This is a genomic window from Curtobacterium sp. ISL-83 (assembly GCF_018613895.1).
Taxonomy (GTDB): domain Bacteria; phylum Actinomycetota; class Actinomycetes; order Actinomycetales; family Microbacteriaceae; genus Curtobacterium.
The window spans coordinates 1-18,975 of record NZ_JAGGPH010000018.1; the positions used below are offsets into that span (position 1 = coordinate 1).

17 protein-coding genes, 1 pseudogene and 2 riboswitches are annotated in these 18,975 nt (G+C 67.5%); of the genes and pseudogenes, 9 read left to right on the forward strand and 9 right to left on the reverse strand.

Going from position 1 to position 18,975, the window contains the following annotated elements:
• Positions 1-235 precede the first annotated feature (235 nt).
• Positions 236-460: a hypothetical protein gene (locus J7E22_RS16230; RefSeq protein WP_214982881.1), complete on the forward strand. Its 225-nt coding sequence runs from the start codon at positions 236-238 to the stop codon at positions 458-460.
• A gap of 89 nt (positions 461-549) precedes the next feature.
• Here J7E22_RS16230 and J7E22_RS16235 read toward each other — a convergent pair whose 3' ends face one another.
• The 4 genes and pseudogenes from J7E22_RS16235 to J7E22_RS16250 form a co-directional block, all read right to left on the reverse strand.
• Positions 550-930 carry a VOC family protein gene (locus tag J7E22_RS16235; protein WP_214982882.1) on the reverse strand — a complete coding sequence of 127 codons (381 nt, stop codon included), beginning with the start codon at positions 928-930 and terminating at the stop codon, positions 550-552.
• 509 nt (positions 931-1,439) lie between these two features.
• A pseudogene (istB, locus tag J7E22_RS16240) lies at positions 1,440-2,259 on the reverse strand (IS21-like element helper ATPase IstB).
• Positions 2,260-2,335: 76 nt separating this feature from the next.
• The gene (istA, locus tag J7E22_RS16245) at positions 2,336-3,595 is read right to left on the reverse strand and encodes an IS21 family transposase (protein WP_214982883.1); all 1,260 of its coding nucleotides are present in this window, start codon (positions 3,593-3,595) and stop codon (positions 2,336-2,338) included.
• A 1,422-nt stretch (positions 3,596-5,017) separates the two neighbouring features.
• Entirely contained in the window at positions 5,018-5,326 is a 309-nt protein-coding gene (locus J7E22_RS16250) for a hypothetical protein (protein WP_214982884.1), read from the reverse strand.
• Between the two features lie 163 nt (positions 5,327-5,489).
• Between J7E22_RS16250 and J7E22_RS16255 the strand changes: the two genes are divergently transcribed.
• Positions 5,490-6,044: a MarR family transcriptional regulator gene (locus J7E22_RS16255; RefSeq protein WP_214982885.1), complete on the forward strand. Its 555-nt coding sequence runs from the start codon at positions 5,490-5,492 to the stop codon at positions 6,042-6,044.
• A gap of 223 nt (positions 6,045-6,267) precedes the next feature.
• Here J7E22_RS16255 and J7E22_RS16260 read toward each other — a convergent pair whose 3' ends face one another.
• Positions 6,268-6,639, reverse strand: coding sequence for a hypothetical protein (locus tag J7E22_RS16260; RefSeq protein ID WP_214982886.1), 372 nt, complete (start codon positions 6,637-6,639; stop codon positions 6,268-6,270).
• A gap of 127 nt (positions 6,640-6,766) precedes the next feature.
• Here J7E22_RS16260 and J7E22_RS16265 point away from each other — a divergent pair, with 127 nt between their 5' ends.
• The 3 genes from J7E22_RS16265 to J7E22_RS16275 all read left to right on the forward strand — a co-directional run bounded on the left by J7E22_RS16265 (position 6,767) and on the right by J7E22_RS16275 (position 10,454).
• Entirely contained in the window at positions 6,767-7,063 is a 297-nt protein-coding gene (locus J7E22_RS16265; protein WP_214982887.1) for a helix-turn-helix transcriptional regulator, read from the forward strand.
• A gap of 731 nt (positions 7,064-7,794) precedes the next feature.
• The gene (locus tag J7E22_RS16270) at positions 7,795-9,702 is read left to right on the forward strand and encodes a S8 family serine peptidase (RefSeq protein WP_214982888.1); all 1,908 of its coding nucleotides are present in this window, start codon (positions 7,795-7,797) and stop codon (positions 9,700-9,702) included.
• A gap of 122 nt (positions 9,703-9,824) precedes the next feature.
• A complete protein-coding gene (locus tag J7E22_RS16275; protein WP_214982889.1) occupies positions 9,825-10,454 on the forward strand; it encodes a hypothetical protein in 630 nt (209 codons plus the stop codon).
• Positions 10,455-10,585: 131 nt separating this feature from the next.
• Here J7E22_RS16275 and thiC read toward each other — a convergent pair whose 3' ends face one another.
• The 3 genes from thiC to J7E22_RS16290 all read right to left on the reverse strand — a co-directional run bounded on the left by thiC (position 10,586) and on the right by J7E22_RS16290 (position 15,463).
• Positions 10,586-12,346, reverse strand: a complete 1,761-nt coding sequence (gene thiC / locus J7E22_RS16280; protein ID WP_214982890.1) for a phosphomethylpyrimidine synthase ThiC — start codon at positions 12,344-12,346, stop codon at positions 10,586-10,588.
• A riboswitch (TPP riboswitch) is annotated at positions 12,315-12,423 on the reverse strand. It overlaps the preceding gene by 32 nt.
• A 59-nt stretch (positions 12,424-12,482) precedes the next feature.
• The gene (locus tag J7E22_RS16285; RefSeq protein WP_214982891.1) at positions 12,483-13,850 is read right to left on the reverse strand and encodes an MFS transporter; all 1,368 of its coding nucleotides are present in this window, start codon (positions 13,848-13,850) and stop codon (positions 12,483-12,485) included.
• A riboswitch (TPP riboswitch) is annotated at positions 13,844-13,949 on the reverse strand. Its footprint overlaps the gene before it by 7 nt.
• A 935-nt stretch (positions 13,950-14,884) precedes the next feature.
• Positions 14,885-15,463: a DUF2127 domain-containing protein gene (locus J7E22_RS16290; RefSeq protein ID WP_214982892.1), complete on the reverse strand. Its 579-nt coding sequence runs from the start codon at positions 15,461-15,463 to the stop codon at positions 14,885-14,887.
• 130 nt (positions 15,464-15,593) lie between these two features.
• On the opposite strand from J7E22_RS16290, the gene J7E22_RS18050 reads away from it, so the two are divergent.
• Genes J7E22_RS18050 through J7E22_RS16305 form a run of 4 tightly spaced genes read left to right on the forward strand, consistent with a single transcriptional unit; the run spans position 15,594 to position 18,013 of the window.
• On the forward strand, positions 15,594-15,719 hold the full coding sequence (locus J7E22_RS18050) for a hypothetical protein (RefSeq protein WP_285439941.1): 126 nt from the start codon (positions 15,594-15,596) through the stop codon (positions 15,717-15,719).
• Entirely contained in the window at positions 15,709-16,446 is a 738-nt protein-coding gene (locus J7E22_RS16295) for a phosphatase PAP2 family protein (RefSeq protein ID WP_214982893.1), read from the forward strand. Before J7E22_RS18050 ends, J7E22_RS16295 begins: the two co-directional genes overlap by 11 nt.
• Complete coding sequence (locus J7E22_RS16300; RefSeq protein WP_214982894.1) at positions 16,446-17,063, forward strand: hypothetical protein; 618 nt, start codon at positions 16,446-16,448, stop codon at positions 17,061-17,063. Before J7E22_RS16295 ends, J7E22_RS16300 begins: the two co-directional genes overlap by 1 nt.
• A complete protein-coding gene (locus tag J7E22_RS16305) occupies positions 17,039-18,013 on the forward strand; it encodes a hypothetical protein (protein WP_214982895.1) in 975 nt (324 codons plus the stop codon). Before J7E22_RS16300 ends, J7E22_RS16305 begins: the two co-directional genes overlap by 25 nt.
• 40 nt (positions 18,014-18,053) lie before the next feature.
• On the opposite strand, the gene J7E22_RS16310 is transcribed toward J7E22_RS16305, so the two are convergent.
• Entirely contained in the window at positions 18,054-18,716 is a 663-nt protein-coding gene (locus J7E22_RS16310) for a response regulator transcription factor (RefSeq protein ID WP_214982896.1), read from the reverse strand.
• Positions 18,717-18,975 lie beyond the last annotated feature (259 nt).

Here is an 18,975-nt window from a genome sequence, read left to right on the forward strand (position 1 = left end):
CAACGACCGGCTGAACCCAAGACCGGCAACTGAGACACATCTGGGTTCACACGACGGCGGGAACGAGCTCGTCGTCTGGGGAAGGATGAGCGGGTCGTCGCATCATGGAAGTGAGACGTCGCCTCGATCAGCGATTCCAGCAACTCACTCGAAGGGAGGGGCTCGTGTGACCGGCCAACCAGCCTCGAGACGGAAGCAGCCAGCTCGGCTTCCGGGCGTGTGCGAGGAGCTTGTGGTGCACGAGTGCGAAGTCAGTGCTGAGGGTGAGATCGACGGTGTCAGCGGCCCGTGGGGCGAGATCGATCAGGTCAGAGCCGTCGCCCTGATCGAGTCCGGTGCTGTGGGTTTCTACCTCGAGGGTGCTCGGCATCGGGCCGTGCGGGTGTTGCACTGTCCGGGACGGATTGTCCTCTACTGCAACTGGGACGGCAGCGCGCGGAACAACCTGCTCGACCTGTGACCACTGCGACGTCCAGGGACGTTGTGTCGTGAATTCGTGGCGGGGAGCTTGCCGGGGAAGAGGGGCCGGCGTGCCCGGTGGCCGATCCTCTACTGGACGAGTCGCGACCGCTCCTCAAACCAAGGGGATTCGGCGGGAACAACGTCGAACAGGAGGCCGGAGGGGTCTTGCATCACCACCCATGCCCTTCCGGCGGCGACCTGCACGGCCCCGAGCTGCTTGAGGCGGTTAACCTCGGAGTCGACGTCATCCGTCTCGATGTCGAGATGGTACCGAGCAGTCTTCTCGGGGCCGATGTTTTGCAGTCCTACCCAGGACAGGGCAGCTGGTTGCGGCATCACGGTGAACTCTGGGAACCGTTCGACTTGTTGCGCTTCGGTGAGCAGGGCGGCTGCCCAGAAGGCACGGGTCGCCGCAAAGGTTTCAGATGGCGCGTCGATGACGACCTCACGTAGCAGTACCCGATGCATGCCGCCGAGTAAACCCCAGCGACCTCGCTAGCGACTCCTGCGGACGGAGGCGGTGAGGTACCAGGCCAGCAGGGAAACGGTGTCGAGCGGGATCTCGGTTCCGTCCGGGTCCCGTAGTGCTGCTCGTAGCCGTGCGGCGTCCTCATCAAGGAGCAGCGCGATGAATGCTGATGGCCGAATCGAGTACGAAACGCCCATGTGGGTGTGCAGCCCGCCGGTGTTGACGCCGAGGGCGTCGGCGAGGACCTGGGGCGTGTACCCGAGGGTGCGTGCGGCATGCAGAAGCGCCCGAGTGCGCCGGAACGCATCGCGTCGTTGGTCGGGGGGGGTGCTGATTTCTCGGCTCGGCTCGCCGTGTCAACGCCTGGTGAATACTGCGCTGTTCTCGACGGTTGAAAAGTGAGCACCCTGGTCCGCTTCAGGTCCGTCGGGCGGTGACTTTGGGGTCTCCGCAAATTTGTCACGTTCCCCAAAGTCGCCCCAAACTCCGGCGACCGCTGGCGCTCAGCTCAGCTCTGGTCTGCGCGTCCGCCCTGGTTGAGGAGGTCGCGGCGGCCGTGGGTGCGGTAGGAGTCGCCGGAGAGGGTGAGGACCTCGGCGTGGTGGACGAGCCGGTCGATCATGGCTGCAGCGACGACGTCGTCGCCGAAGGTCTCACCCATCGGCCGAAGGGCAGGTTGCTCGTGACCGTGATCGAGCCCTGCTCGTAACGGGATGCGACGAGTTGGAAGAAGAGGTTCGCGGCGTCGGTGTCGAACGGGATGTAGCCGATCTCGTCGACAATGATCAGCTTGTAGCGGCGGATCTTCTTCAACTCGGCCTCGAGCTGGCCTTGGTGGTGTGCGGCCGCGAGGCGGGCGATCCAGTTGTTCGCGGTGTCGAACAAGACGCTGTGGCCGGCATGGGTGGCGTTGACGCCGAGCCCGATCGCGAGGTGAGTCTTCCCGATGCCGGGCGGGCCGAGCAGGATCACGTTTTCCCGCTTCGCGACAAACGTCGACGTCGCCAGGTGCGCCAACACGTCCCGTCGCAGGGACGGGAGGTGGTCGAGGTTGAAGTCCTCGAGCGTCTTGATTTGCGGGAAGTGCGCGGTCCGGATCCGCATGATCGTGCCCGCGGACTCCCGGTCCGCGACCTGGCGTTCCAGGACCGCGCGAGGTATTCCTCGTGCGCGCAGTTCTCGTCCCGCGCTCGGCTGGCGAGGTCTTCCCAGACCTTCCCGATCGTTGGAGTCTTCAACGCTCGGGCAAGGTAAGCCAGCGAGCCGACCCGTTCCGTCGGTGGGCTCGTGACCGTGTCTTCGTCAGTGGTCTTCGTTGGTGGCGCCATCGGGTTGCTCCTTTATCTGGGTGGCTAAAGCGCCCTAAACCTCGAAAAGCAGGGTGGGGGCACTGGGTGAGTGAGTTCAGGTGGCTTCGGCGGCGGGGCCTGGCTGCACGGGGTCGAAGTTCACGCCGAAGAGGGTGTCGTAGTCCGTCAACGCGCGGATCGCGACGGGGTGTCCGTCCGTGTGGCGCCGCGAGGAAGCGGAGCGTTGTTGGGCTTGGAATCGGGATCGGAGCCCAGCAGCTGTCTGCACGTGGTCGGGGTCCGTGATCGTTTGGCGGGCCTGCCATGACCGGGTATGACGGGCGACCGGCTGCCCGTCGCAGAACGCGAGGACCTCGGTCAGCGTGGTGCGGAGGTCGATAAATCGGCCGATCCGTCGTGGCTCGACGGAGTAGTCGTTGCCATCCACGCGCACGTAGTAGTCCCTGCTGAGCCGAACCCGCAGCGTTAGCCCCGTTGCTGGGGCGACGGCGGGGAGCGGCATCATCGCTTGCCGGTCGCGGACGATGAAGTCCGCGGGCCGGCCGCCGAGCGCTCGGACGGTCCGGGTGTTCGCGCGGACCAGCCAGGCGGACAGTTGCGTGTTGAAGTCCGCTGGGGATGCGAACACTCGCCCCGGCAGGAACGATGTCTCCAAGTAGCCATTAGCTCGCTCGACGATGCCCTTGGTCTCGGGGTCCCGCGGTGGCGCTAGCCGGATACTTGTCGCCAATGTCCCCGCGAACGCTGCAGCGACTGGTGTCACGCGTCCAGTTCCCCCGATCGCGGCTTCCCGGTCCCAGAGCAGACCTCGTGGGCAGCGGCCAAAGCGCTGGAGCAGTTCCCACATACCCGCGGTGAGGTCACCGCCCTGCCGAGACGGCAGCAGCACCGCCTCAATCCACCGCGAGTGCGCCGAGACCATCACCAACACCGGCAGGATTCGATCCTGACCGCCACCAACCGTGATCCGCACCGCCGGGAACCAGAGATCACACTGCGCAAGCTCGCCGGGTTCGAACGAGAGCCGGTCAGCAGGATCCACGCTGCGATAGTCGGGCCGGATCTCAGCGACCCTGACCTTCAACGTCGTCATCGAGTGCGGCCAACCGATCCGTTCCGCGATCACCGTCGCGGGCATCGTCGGGAACGCCGCGAGCAGCGCACGGATCTGCTGCTCGAACCGGTCCGCTTTCACCTCCCGGCTCGCACGCTGGTACTTCGGCGGCCGATCTGACCGCAACGCCGCCGCGACCGTGTTCCTCGAGATACCAAGCGACCTCGCGATCGCTGCCTGCGACAACCCGACCGACCGATGCAGTCGACGGATCTCGGCCCAGTTCTCCACCGTGATCACACCTCCAACACGTATCGGAGGTGCTCACTTTTCGCCCGTCGATACCTGCTCAGTATTCAGGCGTCGTCGACACGCCGCCGTGAGGAGCTGCTGTAGCACCGGGATAGTTGCCTCCGAGGGGTGCCCGAGCGTCCCGTCTGGGTGGTCCATCTGCCGCGCCTATCAGGTGGGAGGAGTTGCGGGAAGGCAGTGGGGCCGGTCCCAACCGGAACCGGCCCCATGCCGTGCTATCAACTGTTCAGCGGGTTAGGAGCTGTTCTCCTGGCCCTGCTGGCGGCGGCGGTAGACCAGGGTCAGAAGGAGCAGCAGGAACGCCAGCGCTGCGCTGGGAACGACCAGCTCAGTGCCGGTGAATGCCAGTGCACCGTTCCCGCCAGTCGGGGCGCGTCTCCGACGGACACGCACGTGCGACCGTTAGCGTCGTTCTGCCCCTGATCGAGGCACCAGGGGTGGTGGGCGTGGACCAGCGCCCGCCACCCCGCCCTCCCGGGCAGCGTCGCCTGCTCGATTCGTTGCCTCGGCGAGAGCGGCCGCCTCACGAGCGAGGAACCGGGTCTTGATGTAAGCCGGCCAGGGCCCGCCGTGGTCACTGGTGGAGGAGATCGGTTCGCGCTGCGCGAGCCGGACACATCCCGCCGGTCCCGGCGGCCACGATAGGAACCATGTTCGGCAACCGATCCACGATCACCGGCCGCTGCCGGGCGCAGGAGGCCGGGTGCCGCTGTCAGCAACCCGAAGGGCATACCGGTGCGCACTCCGTACGACGACGTCTCCACGCGTGCGCGTTGGGGTAGCCACGGTGTGAACCGTGCGGACGTCGAATGGCTCATCGAGGGCTTCACATAGGTGCCGGACTTCACGCTCAGACGTATTGTCTGAGCCCAGGGCAGCCGCCGCAGCGTCGCGGCGGCTGCCCTCCGGCCCTCATGCGGTCGCTGGAGCACGTGGCGTGGGTCAGCAACGAGGGAGAATCGGTGTTGGGCCGTGTTGCTGAGCAGCTGCCTCGCGCATTAGGCCGACGAACGGTCGTCCCCGTCAACGAGAACCCTGTCGCGTTCGTCGGCCCACACGGGCAAAGCTACGAATCCCTCGCCCAGTAGACGATCGTCGGGTTCTTGCGGTGGTCGCGACACCTGATGGATGGTGTGTTGTGGCGACGTGCTCACCCTGCGTCCGACCTGAGTTGCTGCAGGTGTTCTGGGGCGCGGATGGAGGCGGGTGATTTCATCACCGGCGCGGTGGAGCCGTGGGGGACCAGCAGGCGGACGGGCAACCGCGTCGTGATCGACGCTGGCGGAGTCCGGCCGAGGTGATGGGCGGGTGATCGGGTAGGCCGTCCCGCCGCGGTATTCCGCAACGGGACGGCCCCTTCAGCTCCGCGGTGTACCCGAAACGCCGCAGAGCTGGCTTGAGGGCGCTGCGTCAGCGGCCGGTGATGCTCCGGCCGTTGACGTCGCGCGTGTCCGATTCGGGCTTGTTGACGCCAGCCTTGGCAATCCCGCGACTGACGATGTACGCAGCCGTCACGATCGCGACATAGAGCCAGGCGTGATCCGCGCCGAAACCCTGCCCGTCATCGCCGTTGTCGACGACCGCGGACGCGATCAGAATCGCCAACGACACCACAATCCACGCGTAGAACTCGGTCGTCTTCAGCGCCGACGTCGTCTCGCTCCAGGTGCGGCGGATGCCGGAATTGTGGCGTCCGGGGGTTCCTGCCGTGTTCGACATGGGTGTCTCCTTCGTGTGCTGACACTGCTGATCCACAGCGTCTGGCCCACCATGCCAGGCGATACCTGCTTCGGTTAACTATTCGCCAAGTTAGCAGATTGGCGTGCGTTATGAGACTATTCCCGACAGGCGGCGAGGTGCCGAGAGCGGGAGAGCGAACACGATGGATGACGGTCCGACGCCCCGGGTTCCGGAGCACCTTTACGCGCAGCAGCCGCGGTCCGCAGCCGGGCTGGCAGCGATTGCGGGCCTGCAGGCATTGAGCGAAAGCGCGCATAACGCGGACGAGCAGGCGGTATGTGCGCTGCAGATGCGGCCGCTTGACGCGTTGGCGCTGCTCCACCTGGTGCAGTCTGCACGCGAGGGGCGGCCGATGAGCGCCACGCGTCTGGCTCGGACGATAGGACTGTCGTCCCCGGCGGTCACGAAGCTCATCGATCGGATCGTCGACACGGGCCGCGCAGAGCGGCAGCCGAATCCGAAGGACCGGCGAGGCATCGTCGTGATCCCTACGGGGACCGCCGTCGAGGACATCGCCCTTGCGTATGCGCACATCCACGCCCCGCTGGTCGAGGTCATAGACGAGCTGTCGGACGAGGAAGCAATGACCATCGCCCGGTTCTCCACCCGCCTCGCCGGCGCCCTCCGCTCGAGCAACCCCCCGCGGCTCCCCGCGCAGCGGACAGCGCGGAGGACCATCCGTCGTGGTCTTCGTTGAGCCCCACGGACGGTCCCTAGCGATGCCACGCCCGAACGGCTTCGAACCTGAACGTGACGCGGCAACGGCGGTGCGGGTCGCAGCAGCTGGCTTCACGGTGGACGAGGCGATGGCGACGCTGCCGGGGCTGTACGGCGGGAAGCGGTGGAACAGTCGCGAAACCGGCGCCCCCTACCGGTACCGGTACATGGCTGCAGGCGACGAGGCTCTGACGCTGCGACGATCACAAATGACGGGGTTCGTTCAGGGCGAAATCACGCCTGACGACGACTACATCGTGCAATGGATCGACGCCGGCTCGTCCGTCGTCGATGTTGGTGTCGACGACGTGCAGCAGCAGCTGCACCAGCCGCTCCTGTTCCCGCCCGACCGGGAATTTGTGTCGACCGCCACCGATTACGACCAACGCTTGGTGCACCCCAACCGGAACCTCGTGCACGACGTTGCCGCGGAACGGTACGCACTCACCAGCGGAAGGTTGCAGTTCCAATACCGACAGGTGCCGAGCGCTGGTGCGGTGCTGCGGTGGCGGGAGAGTGTGTCGGCTGCTTCCCGGGCACTCGGCGAGGCGGGTATCAATTCCCTGCTCTGGCACGAGGCCACCCGAGACGTAGCGGCTGTGTTCCTGCGCATGTACCGGCCACACGCCGACGGACTGAGATCTGCGTTGCAGCAGCCCTGGAACGTTCGCATCCGAGGCGCCATCGAATACATCCGACCACGTGGATCAGCCACTCACGGTCGCCGACGTCGCAGCTGCCGTCGGCCTCAGCGCCCGCGGCCTGCAGGAAGGCTTCCAACGGGCGACCGGCAGGACCCCCACGGCGTACCTCCGCGACGTCCGCCTGGACTACGCCCGCCATGACCTTCTCCGCGGCGGCCCGGACGCCACCACGGTCCGTGGCGTCGCCCGCCGCTGGGGATTCACCCACTTGGGGCGCTTGGCGCAGTCCTACATGGAGCGTCATGGCGAGTACCCAAGCACCACCCTCCGCCGGGAAACAGGCACGTCCCGCTAACTACCAAGGACCCGGCTTCTCCCCCGCCCAAACGCCCGCAGCGGGTCCGACGCCCGTTGATTAGGAACGGACGTGCTGTGCGCGCAAATGTTCAGGCGCCGGAATCCAGGCGGAGGCGGGAAGCTGGGTGCTCGCAGCGCTTCCGTCCCCAGCGTCGCGAGTTCGGCGATCGCCGTCGGTGACTCGACCGCCCGCGCAACAGCGGACCGCAAGCCCCCCCCTGTGCTGGGGCGTGATCCGGCGGCCGCGGGAACGTAGGGTTTCGCGTAATGACACCCCGACGAGTCCGGCAGTCCGGACACGCCCTCGCTCTCACCGCCACGATCACCGCAGCGATCCTCACCATGACGGGCGCCCTCAGCGCGCCGCAGGCCGCTTCTGCGTCGGATGTGCTGCGAAAGGTGGTTCCGTCCGCCCCGAGCGCAGCGCCGCCGGAAACGGCTACCGCGACACCTTCGGAGACCCCGGTCACGCTCACCGTCGTGCTCACGCCGCATGATCGTTCTACGTTGCGGCGGTTGGGTACGACGACGTCTGGATCAAGTGCACAGCGACGCGGCCGCGTGGATGCGACCGCACCGCGCGCTGGACGCGGGGGGCTCGTCCGTGCCGCATTGGAGCGGGCCGGCTTCACGGTCACGAGGACCGGCACGTGGGAGCTCACCGCTACCGGCACCGTAGGTCAGGCGGAAGCGTTGCTGCAGGTCGCCGTCGTCGGTATCGGGAAAACGATGCATCCGACCACGACGCCGACGATGCCCGCCGCGTTCGGTGGCGCCGTGTCGAGCGTCCTCGGCCTGGATCAGCGGCCGGTAGTCGTACCCACCGCGGTGCCCGGCCGGCCGGTCAGTGACCTTGCCGCCGCGTACTCGGTGCCGGCGGATCCGACCGCTGGTTCTGGCGCCACGATCGCGACCGTGCAGTTCTCCGGGTGGAAGTCCTCCGACCTCGCCACGTACGCGCAGGCCGCGGCACTGCCGCTGCCGCAGGTCACCGAGGTCCCCATCGATGGGGCATCGGCGACGCAGCTCGACGGCAGCAACGGCGACGTCGAGGTTGCGTTGGATCAGGAGTCGCTCCTCGCCGTGGCGCCGAAGGCCGCGCAGCGTATCTACTTCGTGCCCTCCACTATTCAGGGCATGTACGACGCCTACACGCAGATCGCGAACGACGTCGCCGCGCAGCACATCTCAGCCGTGAGCATGTCCTGGGGAACTTGCGAGGCGTCGCTGCCCGACCAGTACCGCACAGTCCTCGAGGACGGCATCAGCCGCATCGTCGGCGCCGGGGCGACCATGTTCGCCTCCTCCGGCGACACCGGCACGACCTGCGGCGGTACGACGACGGTCAACTACCCGGCATCATCGGCTGCCGTCATCGGCGTCGGGGGCACGACGCTGCAGAACAACGGTTCGACCTTCACCGAGACGGCGTGGGGCAACAGCAACGGCTCCTCCGGCGGCGGCTACTCTACTGCTGCCCGCCCGGCGTACCAGGCGAACACCGGCATCCCCGGGAGCAGCCGCCTCGTGCCGGACGTCTCCGCTGTCGCGGACCCGAACACCGGTATCGGGATCTACTCCGGCACCCTCGGCGGGTGGGTCCTCGGCGGCGGCACGAGTCTTGCATCCCCGGTCCTGGCAGCGCAGCTGACCACGACCCTGGCCGCGCGCGGATGCACGACCGGCATCGGTGACATCCACACTGCCCTCTACGCCCACCCGGAAGCGTTCCGCGACGTCACGTCCGGCAGCAACGGCACCGACTCCGCCGGCCCTGGCTACGACCTCGTCACCGGACTCGGCAGCCCCAACTGGACAGCCCTCACCAAGCTGCTCCCCTTCGCATCCACCTGCCCGACCACCACACCGACACCCACACCGACCACCACACCGACTCCCACACCGACACCGACCCCAACGCCGACACCCATTTCGGTGCCGTCGAGTGGTGTGTCGAAGGATGGCACGAAGGTCTCGGCCGGCACGGTGCGGCTTCCGGGAGGGACATCAATCCACTCGCCGTTGCAGCAGTACCGCCTCGACATGCAGAAGGACGGGAACCTCGTCGAATACGGCAACGGCCGCGCCCTGTGGGCATCAAACACGTCAGGCAATGCGGGAGCGACGCTTGCGATGCAGACCGACGGGAACCTCGTCGTCTACAGCACGGCCGGGAAGGCGCTGTGGGCGTCCCATACGAGCCGGACTGGCTCGTCGAACATCCTCACGGTCACTGACCGGGGTGACGTGCGGGTCCTCACCGGCGGCACGGTCCGGTGGCACAACGGCGCTCCAGGCGCGGACACGATGACGCCCGCGAGCACCCTCACCGCCGGGCAGTCGTTGTGGGACACCGCGGGGAAGCGGCAGCTGGTGATGCAAGCCGACGGGAACCTCGTGGTGTATATCAGCGGGAAAGCGAAGTGGGCATCCCGCACGTCGCAGTACCACGGCAGCCGGTTCACGCTGCAGGCCGACGGGAACCTCGTGATCTACGACGCACAAGGCAAGGCGCGGTGGGCGTCCAGCACGAGCCGGTACCACGGCACCGGCATGCGCCTGGTGATGCAACAGGACGGCAACGCGGTCCTGTACCAAAAGACCACCGCACGTTGGGCGACCCACACCCACGGCTAACCCAGCGGGCGGCTCGAACTGGGGGAAGCGCGTCCCCGAGGAGATTCGTACTGTTGCATTGCCCCTGCAGGAGGGGTTCCACCAGCCCACACACCGCCGGGCGAGCGTTTTGAGATGAGACCATGAAGAAAACCATCACCACCGCGTTCGGCGCGGTCGTTCTTGCCAGCGCGTTGTCCCTGACGGGTGCTGGTGTGGCGAACGCGGCCCCGGCTCACTCGGCTACCCACACGACGTCCGCTGCTCGCGCGGCAGCGGCACAGAAGGCTGCCGCTGCGAAGGCCGCCGCATCGAAGAAGGCTGCTGCCGCGAAGGCCGCCGGTCAGGCGAAGGCTGCCGCGGCAAAGGTGCTCGACGCCGCCGAGAACACGCTCACCGCCGACCAGGAGACCCTCACCGAGGCGCAGGACGCCGCGGCTGCCGTGGAGACCAACGGTGACGCGCAGGTCGCTGCTGCGCAGGCAGTCGTGACATCGGCGCAAGACGCCGTCACTGCCGATCAGGCTGCGCTGGCAGCCGCCACGGACCCGAGTGTCCAGGCCGCGGCCCAGGCGCAGCTGGGCCCAGATCTGGCCGCCCTGAACCAGGCCCAGGTCACATTGTCGACCGTCATCGCCACCACGACTGCCGCGAACGACGCCGCGACCGCGGCCGTTACGACCGCAGCCGCGACGGTCGAGCGGGACCAGGCTGCCGTCGATGCGGCCAAGGAAGCGCTCCGCGCCCTGACCCAGCCGGTTGCGAAGAAGTAGTACCTGGTGCTGATGGCCTCGCCCCAACTGGGGCGAGGCCATCAGCGTTTCATTGTGAGCGTCAAGCCCGAGCTGCGGCTTCGCCTTTTCGAGTGACTCAGGGCGACGACAGCACGCAGCGAGCAGACCCGTCAGGAGGCGCCGATGGTGGGTGCGGGGAGGTAAACCCTCCCGCCGGCCCGCTGGAACTCCTCGGATTTCTGCCGCATTCCGGCGATGACTTCCTGGTCGCCGGCGTCCCCGAACTGGTCGCGGATGTCTTGGGAGATCCGCATGGAGCAGAACTTCGGGCCGCACATGGAACAGAAGTGGGCGGTTTTCGCCGGCTCGGCGGGGAGGGTCTCGTCGTGGAACGCTTCGGCGGTGACCGGGTCGAGTGCGAGCGCGAACTGGTCCCGCCACCGGAACTCGAATCGAGCCTTCGACAGCGCGTCGTCACGCTCGTTTGCGCCAGGGTGGCCCTTTGCGAGGTCCGCGGCGTGCGCGGCGATCTTGTACGTGATGACCCCCGTCTTGACGTCGTCCTTGTCTGGCAGGCCGAGGTGTTCCTTCGGGGTGACGTAGCAGAGCATCGCGGTGCCGTAACGGGCGATCTCGGTGGCGCCGATCGCCGACGTGATGTGGTCGTAGCCCGGAGCGACGTCGGTCACGAGCGGACCGAGCGTGTAGAACGGCGCCCCGTCGCACCACTCCTGCTGACGTTCCACGTTCTCCCGCACCAGGTGGAACGGGATGTGCCCGGGACCTTCCACCATGACTTGCACGTCGTACTTCCACGCACGTTTGGTCAACTCGGCGAGGGTGTCGAGTTCCGCGAACTGGGCGGCATCGTTGGCGTCGGCGGTGGACCCGGGGCGGAGCCCGTCACCGAGGGAGAACGCGACGTCGTACCGGGCGAAGATTGCACACAACTCGTCGAAGTGTGTGTAAAGGAAGTTCTCCTGGTGGTGCGCCAGGCACCATCCGGCCATGATCGATCCGCCGCGGGAAACGATGCCGGTGACCCTGTTCGCTGTGAGCGGAACGTAGCGGAGCAAGACGCCTGCGTGCACGGTCATGTAGTCGACGCCCTGCTCGCATTGCTCGATCACGGTGTCCCGGTAGATCTCCCAGGTGAGGGCGTTGGCGTCCCCGTTGACCTTCTCGAGCGCTTGGTAGATCGGCACGGTGCCGATGGGGACGGGGGAGTTTCGGAGGATCCACTCGCGGGTGGTGTGGATGTCGTCGCCGGTGGAGAGGTCCATGACGGTGTCCGCACCCCACTTCGTCGCCCACTGCAACTTGTCGACCTCTTCGCGGATGGAGCTTGTCACCGCGGAGTTGCCGATGTTCGCGTTGATCTTCACCAGGAACGACTTCCCGATGATCATCGGCTCGGATTCGGGGTGGTTGATGTTGTTCGGGATGATCGCGCGGCCGGCGGCGAGCTCGGCGCGGACGAGTTCCACGTCGCAGTTCTCCCGCAATGCGACGAACCGCATCTCCTGCGTGATGACGCCGGCGCGTGCGTAGTGCATTTGCGTGACGGTCTTCCCGTCGCTCGCCCTGCGCGGCTGCGACCGGCGGCCGCGCCACTCGGCGGACGCTGCACCACGGCGCTGCGCGGTCCGGCCGTCGTCCTGCAGGTCTCGTGCCCGACCCTCGTACGTTTCGGTGTCGCCGCGATCTTCGATCCATGGCTGGCGGAACGCCGGGAGGCCGACGGTCGCCTCGCTCCCAGGACCCTCCGTTCGGTACGCCGTGAACGGGCCGTTGTCGGCACCGTCTGGGCTGGGGTCGAGCCGGATCTGGGTGACCGGCACCCGAACGCCGTGTTCGGCATCCTCCACGTACGCAAGAGTGTGTGAACGCATGGCGGAATCCATCAGAGGTCCTACTTCCTTCGCCGGCATGACCCGGACAGGTTCGAACGGTCTCGGGCCGCGTCAGCCCGCTCTCAGCCCTTGCGAGGGCCCCCGTGTGGATGCGACGACGATAACACCACTGCCGCGCCAGTACGCCCGTCGACGGTGCGGCATCAGCGCCGGGTCACCGGACGGCTGTGCCGGCCGCCCTGGCTGCTCCGGCCGCAGACAGGCGGCGGTGTTGGCGCTGCAGCAGGCCACCGACGGCCACGAGCACGCCGCCGAGGAACATCAGGCTGGCGACCGCGGGGGTGGCGCCGACCAATTGCTCAAGGGGTGGCAGGTAGTACGGGTAGAGCGCGGGGATCACGATCGAGAGACTGTAGGCCAGCCCGTAGCCCGTGGACCGCGACCCGGCGGGGAACTGTTCCGACAGATGCGCCGCGACCGGCCCGTAGCCGGAGACCGTGACCAGCTGCAACAGCGCAGCGAGCACGACGACCGTGACGATTCCGTCCGCTCCCGCCCGGCCCAAAATGGCAGCGAACGCGATCGGGGCAGCGATCGCGGCGAGGATCCCGGAGGCGCTGAAGAAACGCCGATACCCGACACGGCGCGACAGCAGCCCGGCGCCGAAGATCCCCACCGCGGAAACGGCGGTAGCGATGAGGAGAACCATCGCGACGGCCTGCGGGGAGGCGAGGGCCACGCTCAAACGGCCAGTGAACACTGGGACCGCCATGTCCGTCAGGACCCACAGCCCGCTCATGAGGGCGAACAAGCGCACGAAGGCGCCCCGGTCAGCACCGAGCAGGACCTCGTGGAGCGGCCCGCGCTCCCGCCGGTGCGCCGCGCTCCGGACCGGCTGCGCGGCGGGTTCGTCTCGCTGCGGGTCGAGGGTGCGCGCGTAGGCCGCCCGGGTGATCACCGCGATCACCGCTCCGGCGAGGAACAGCACCCGCCACAGTCCCTCCGCGTATGCGGCCGGACCGGCGGTCGCGAGAAGGAGCGTGACTGTGCCCGCGATCACCGCGTTCGCGAGCGGCGACATCGCCATGATGAGGCCGCTGAGCACCGGACGCTGATGCGGTTGAGACCATTCCATCGCGAGCGGCACCGCGGCCGTGTACTCGCCGCCGAGGAACACCCCGCCGATGAACCGAAGGATGATCACCGCGACGATCGTCCCCATACCGAGGACCTCATGCCCGGGGATCACCGCGATGCAGCCAGTGCAGATGGCAACACCAAGGAGCACGAGGCGGGTGGTTCGGGAGCGTCCGAAGCGGTCCGCCGCGGGACCGAACACGGCCGCGCCCACGGGCCGGCCGAGGAGCGTGGCGACGAACACCCACCCCGTTCCCCACGCGGCGTTCGCTCCGAACAGTGCGGCGCTGACGGGGGCGAGCGCGATCACGGGGAGGAAGATGTCGAACTGGTCAGCGAAGTTCCCGAGCACCGCACCGCGAACCGCTCGGCGAGCCACCGCCGCCGAGGTGGCGGGTGGAACAGTGTCGGCGTGACCGACGGGACGCGCAACAAAACGGTGCATGGAAGCCCACTTCCTTCGCCGGCATGACCCGGACAGGTTCAGCGGTCGAAGCTGTGGCTTCCTCTCAGCCCAGTACCGTGGGCTCCCGCGTGGTGACACCCAGAGCATACCCACCAACACGATTCCCGCCCGCGTACCACGCAGCCGGCACGGTTGCCGCGCTCTCCGAGCCGGTCCCATCCAAGTCGCCATGCGACCGGCGGCGGGGGCGGAAGCGGCTCCTTTCCGCAGATCAGATGGCGCGACTGCGACCGCCGTTTTGGGACGACCGGGTTCTGGTGATGCGGGGGCCGAGGACGGAGGCGACGGTGATCAGCGCGACGTACGGCCACGCACCTGACCCGGGCGCGCTACCGGCCGGGTTGCTGATGGCGGCGGGGCCGGTCAGGCTCTCTGCCACCCAGTCGAGATCCTCAGCCTCGGCGCGGCTGTCAGGATCGGGAGGGTCAGTAGCAACCATGACCTGCACCCTTGAGAGCACGCAAGCCGCCCCGGACGTTCGGCGTCCCTTGGCCGATGCGGAGCACACATCACCGCGCCGGCAGGACCGCCCTTCGCCACTGCCGAGGTTCTTGTGATCCCCCTGCTCACCCTACGGCACGCGGCACGTCGCTCGAGGGTGGCGGTAGTGGAGGCGCGCACGGCAAGCCCCGCGAGAATGCTCGGCGTGATTAGGCAGGCGCACACGGGCTCGATGCAACCCGAATGCATACAGCCCGTGTGCGCACTTGCACCCTTGGGTGCAGTACGCAACGCTAGCATCCATGTTCGCACATGGGCGGAACGTGTGTGGTGCCGCTGCCGTCGGTTCAACTGCGCCGCCCCCGGCCTGGTGCTTCCGCATGGATACGCCACGGGAGCGGGCGCCGACGCATCACGGCGACCAGGTCCAGCGAGGTTTGGATGGGGATAGTCAGACCGAATTCACGCTGGGATCGTGAATCCGAAAGCTGGACCGGAACGGGGCTGGGGCATCGCGCCTTCAGATCGTGCGGAGCCGCTCACTCTCCGAGTGGGTTGGGCCCAGCACCCGGTCATCGAGTCGGACGTGTCGTTGCTACTGTCCGGCGGCCGGTACGGAACTGGCGCCACCGACGGACCGCGCTGGGGAACGTGGAGCGGAACGCGTCGTGGAGGCTGCGGTGTTGCCGCCACTCTCGCCACGTCAGGACGATGATGATGGCGTCGAAGATGCTCAGCGCGGCAACACCGGCTGAGGGATGCAGGATCATCTCCGCGCACTGCCACACCAGGAACGCGCCGAGTGCAGCGATCGCCCAGGGATACACGCGGCTGGATCCGCGGAGCATCGCGATCACGATCGCGACCTTCACTAGCCCGTGGATGATGAGGTAGACGGCGGCGATCAGTGCTGCGTCCGCGCTCAGTGCTGATGCCCCGTGCAGCAGCAGGTGCGCGATGAGATCGTGCGGGTCCTCGTTCAGCTCACGCGCCGTTGCCAGGTGGGCCAGTGAGGTGATCTGTGCCGGGCGGAGGAACAGCATCGGTAACCCGAGCAGGAGCTCACCAACGCCGTCGAGGCCCTTCAACGCGATACCGACAAGGAACACCAGGTCGAATACTCGCTGCCGCCGTTTCGTCCTGTCACTCATGCGAACCACTCTCATCGGGGTGGTCACAGAAACCACACACCGACCCCACCCGGCCCGGGTCGGAGGTGCTGCGGTCTCTGAGTCGTTCCTTTGCACGCCGCTCCCACGCTGTGGTCGGAGGTAACTGGTGATGGCTGTCATGTGGGTTCTCGTCGCCGTGGGCGGCGGCGTGTTGTTGAGTGCCGCTACTGGCGTCACCGCGCTTGTCGCGGTGGCTGTTGAGGCTGAGCGTGAGGGGCTGCTCGATGCTGAGTGATGTGAGTCGGCGTCTGCGCACGCCGGAAGTCGTCGTGTCGTTTCTGGTCGCTGTGCTGGTGTTGGTTGCGGGCTTCGTCCTCACCGCCGTGCCGCAGGTCGGAGTCACAGAGTTGCGTGTCGACCGGCTGCTCCTCGCGCACGTACCGGCGACTGGACACGCGATCGCCACGGGCATCGGAATGGTGCTGGAGCCGGTCGGCGGCGTCCTGATCATTGCCGTTGTCGCCGCTGTCGTGTGGTGGCGTGCTGACGTCCGCCGGGCCGACCAGTTCGTTGTTACGGCCGTGGTTCCGTGGCTGTCGGTTGAGCTGGTGAAGTTGCTCGTGCACCGGCCGCGGCCGGTGCTGCCCGGTGTGCATGCGGCCGCTGAGAGCTGGTCCTACCCGTCCGGGCACGTCGCGTTGATCACCGCGGTCGTCCTCGGAATCCTGACGGTCACGGCTGGGCGAGTCAGAGTGGGGACGCTCATCGTCGGGGTCGTGGCGATCGTTCTGGTCGCGGTGTCCCGCTTGAGCCTGGGGGTGCACTACCCCAGCGATCTCGTCGCGAGTGTGCTGTGGACGACCGCGGTGTGGGTGGTCCTTCGTCATCTTGTGGCTGCCGTGCAGCAGGAGCAGGTGAGGCGACGGGATCGCCCGACGCGCAGGCACGGCGCCGCACCGGTTGAGCGTTCCGTGCCGGCGCACGTCACCGACGAGCGGACCACGGATGCGAGAACCCGCTGATGAGTGCCGTGCTCACTCGCGCGCAACCAGAAATCGGCCGGCCCGACGTGGCTCGAGAGCGCCGCGGGGCCGCCCCGGTTGTGGTCGGCGCTGCGGCGGCACTCGTCGCGGTGGCGTTCAGTTGGGTGCCATCGGTTTGGTACGACGAAGCCGCCACGGTCGTGTCGGCGGGACGCCCCTGGGCTGACCTCGGCCGTGAGGTCAGCCATGTCGACATCGTCCACGCGACCTTCTACAGCTTCATGCACCTGTGGTTCCAGCTCGTCGGGTACTCGCCGTTCACGCTCCGGCTCCCGTCGGCTCTTGCCGTGGGTGCTGCAGCCGGACTCGTCGTGGTCCTCGGCCGCCTGCTCGTCGACGTCCGCGTGGGAGTGCTCGCGGGTGCGTTCTTCGCCCTCATGCCGCGGGTGACGTGGATGGGCTCCGAGGGACGCTCCTTCGCGTTGGCAACACTGATCGCCGTCGCGGCGACGATCGTGTTCGTGATCGCCCACCGGCGGATGACCAGTGGCGGGCGAGCGTGGCCATGGTGGATCGCCTACGTGGCCCTGTCGGTCCTTGGTGGCGCGGTGTTCTTGTACTTGGTGGCGCGGTGTTCTTGTACTTGGTGCTTGTGACCCTCGGACACGGGATCACCGCGGCGCTGCCGCTGATCCGCCGGAACACTCGCAAACGACCCCTGTGGCGTGCTGCCTGGTCGTGGGTTGCCGCCGCGGGGATCACCGTCGCTGCTCTCACACCCCTCGCTCTGACGTCGTCCGAGCAGTCGGCTCAGATCGACTGGATCCAGCACATCAGCACGCACACGGTGCAAGAGGTCCTGCTCACACAGTGGTTCACCAAGAACCCTGCCTTCGCCGTGTTCGGGTGCGTTGTCGCCTCCGGTGGCGCGCTGCTGGCACTCCGCTCCGATCGCGGCCGGAGCCTGGTGGCGGTCGCCCTTCCCTGGGCTGTCGTCCCGACCGTTGTGCTGATCGTCGCGTCGCTCGTGACGAACCCGCTGTACTCACCCCGATACGTGGCGTTCGGCGCTCCCGCCGCCGCGCTCTGCATGGGCGCTGCAGTGACGGTCGTCCCGGACCGGGTCGTGCGGCGTGTGATCGCAGCCGCCGTGATCGTCGCTGCCGCACTCTCAGCGCCCACGTGGGTGCAGCAGCGCACCGTGACCGCAAAGGACGACTCCGCCTGGAACCAGGTTGCTGCCCTCATCCGCAGCGAACGGGCGAAGGAGCCGGCCGGACAGGACGACGCAATCGTCTACGGACCTCTCGAACGACACCCCCTGGCAACATCCCGCATCATCGAGGAGACCTACCCCGCCGCGTTCGCTGGGATTCGCGACCCGCTCCTCGAATCGCCCGCCGTGCGCGCCGACGGGTTGTGGGAAACCCAACGGCCACTGACCGACCTTCCCGGCACGATCGGTAACGCGAAGTCCGTGTGGCTGCTGACCGCGGTCTCTCCCGACGAACGCAACACCGTCACGAAGCAGCTCGCCGCGGTCGGCTACCACCCGGACGGAACGTGGCAGAAGGCCCGCACCTGGGTCATCCGCTACAGCCGGTAACAAGCCCGCGGTCAATCGGGGGTCGCAGGAGTGGGCGAGGTCAGGCGGGGGTTCCGAGGCGGTAACCGATACCGCGGACGGTGGTGATGAGGTCGGGTTCGGTCTTCCGCCGGAGGTAGTGCACGTACGTGTCGACGGTCCCTGGCTCGCCGTGATCGAACACCGCGGACAGGAGATGCTGCCGGGAGAAGGTCCTCGCGGGTTCGGCGGTCAGGATGCGGAGCACCGCTGTCTCCGCGTGAGTCAACATCACACGGCCGCTGTAGGGCGAGTCGATGGATCGGTCCTCCGGGTAGAACGTCCAGCTGCCGATTTCCACACGATCGCCGGAGCCGGTGTAGTCACGAGTGAGGGCGCGAAGCCGCGCGTTCAACTCGTCGAACTCGAACGGTTTCACGAGGTAGTCGTTCGCGCCGGCGTCCAGCCCCGACACCTTGTCCTGCAGACTGCCAAGCGCCGTGAGCATCAGGACCGGTGTGCTGATCCGACGCCGCCGGAGCTCCGCGATCAACGCCGCACCGTCCATCCCAGGCAACCGACGATCCACGACCATGACGTCGAAGAACCGCGCCAGGGCGGTTGTGAGCGCCGCTTCACCATCCGCCACCAGCTCGACGTTCCACCTTGCGCCGAGGACTTTCGCCATCAGCGGGCCGAGGCGGGCATCGTCCTCGACCAGCAGCAGCCTCGGGAGATCGGTCATCGTGGGCCTCCTGTTGGTTGCCCTCGCCTGGTGGAGGGTGTTGATGGGGTGCGGGGTAGGCGAGTCGCGGTGATCGCGCCGGCGGCCGCGAGCACCGCGAATGCGACGAATCCGACCGGGAGGGTCGCGATCGTGCCGACCCAGCCGACCAGGAGCGGTCCTGCTGCGTCGCCGGTTTCACGGCCGAGTTCGGCGGATCCCATTGTCCGCCCCAGGCGTTCGGGCGGTGTCGACGCGGCTAGGGCGTGTCTCCTAATTG

What these genes read in the sequence shown, in the direction of transcription:
- J7E22_RS16285 (WP_214982891.1), bottom strand. Translation starts at nt 13,850, where the DNA reads ATGCACCGTTTTGTTGCGCGTCCCGTCGGTCACGCCGACACTGTTCCA.
- J7E22_RS16310 (WP_214982896.1), bottom strand. Translation starts at nt 18,716, where the DNA reads ATGACCGATCTCCCGAGGCTGCTGCTGGTCGAGGACGATGCCCGCCTC.
- J7E22_RS16290 (WP_214982892.1), bottom strand. Translation starts at nt 15,463, where the DNA reads ATGAGTGACAGGACGAAACGGCGGCAGCGAGTATTCGACCTGGTGTTC.
- J7E22_RS16270 (WP_214982888.1), top strand. Translation starts at nt 7,795, where the DNA reads ATGCATCCGACCACGACGCCGACGATGCCCGCCGCGTTCGGTGGCGCC.
- J7E22_RS16275 (WP_214982889.1), top strand. Translation starts at nt 9,825, where the DNA reads ATGAAGAAAACCATCACCACCGCGTTCGGCGCGGTCGTTCTTGCCAGC.
- J7E22_RS16295 (WP_214982893.1), top strand. Translation starts at nt 15,709, where the DNA reads ATGCTGAGTGATGTGAGTCGGCGTCTGCGCACGCCGGAAGTCGTCGTG.
- J7E22_RS16250 (WP_214982884.1), bottom strand. Translation starts at nt 5,326, where the DNA reads ATGTCGAACACGGCAGGAACCCCCGGACGCCACAATTCCGGCATCCGC.
- J7E22_RS16235 (WP_214982882.1), bottom strand. Translation starts at nt 930, where the DNA reads ATGCATCGGGTACTGCTACGTGAGGTCGTCATCGACGCGCCATCTGAA.
- J7E22_RS16255 (WP_214982885.1), top strand. Translation starts at nt 5,490, where the DNA reads ATGGATGACGGTCCGACGCCCCGGGTTCCGGAGCACCTTTACGCGCAG.
- J7E22_RS16300 (WP_214982894.1), top strand. Translation starts at nt 16,446, where the DNA reads ATGAGTGCCGTGCTCACTCGCGCGCAACCAGAAATCGGCCGGCCCGAC.
- J7E22_RS18050 (WP_285439941.1), top strand. Translation starts at nt 15,594, where the DNA reads ATGGCTGTCATGTGGGTTCTCGTCGCCGTGGGCGGCGGCGTGTTGTTG.
- thiC (WP_214982890.1), bottom strand. Translation starts at nt 12,346, where the DNA reads ATGCCGGCGAAGGAAGTAGGACCTCTGATGGATTCCGCCATGCGTTCA.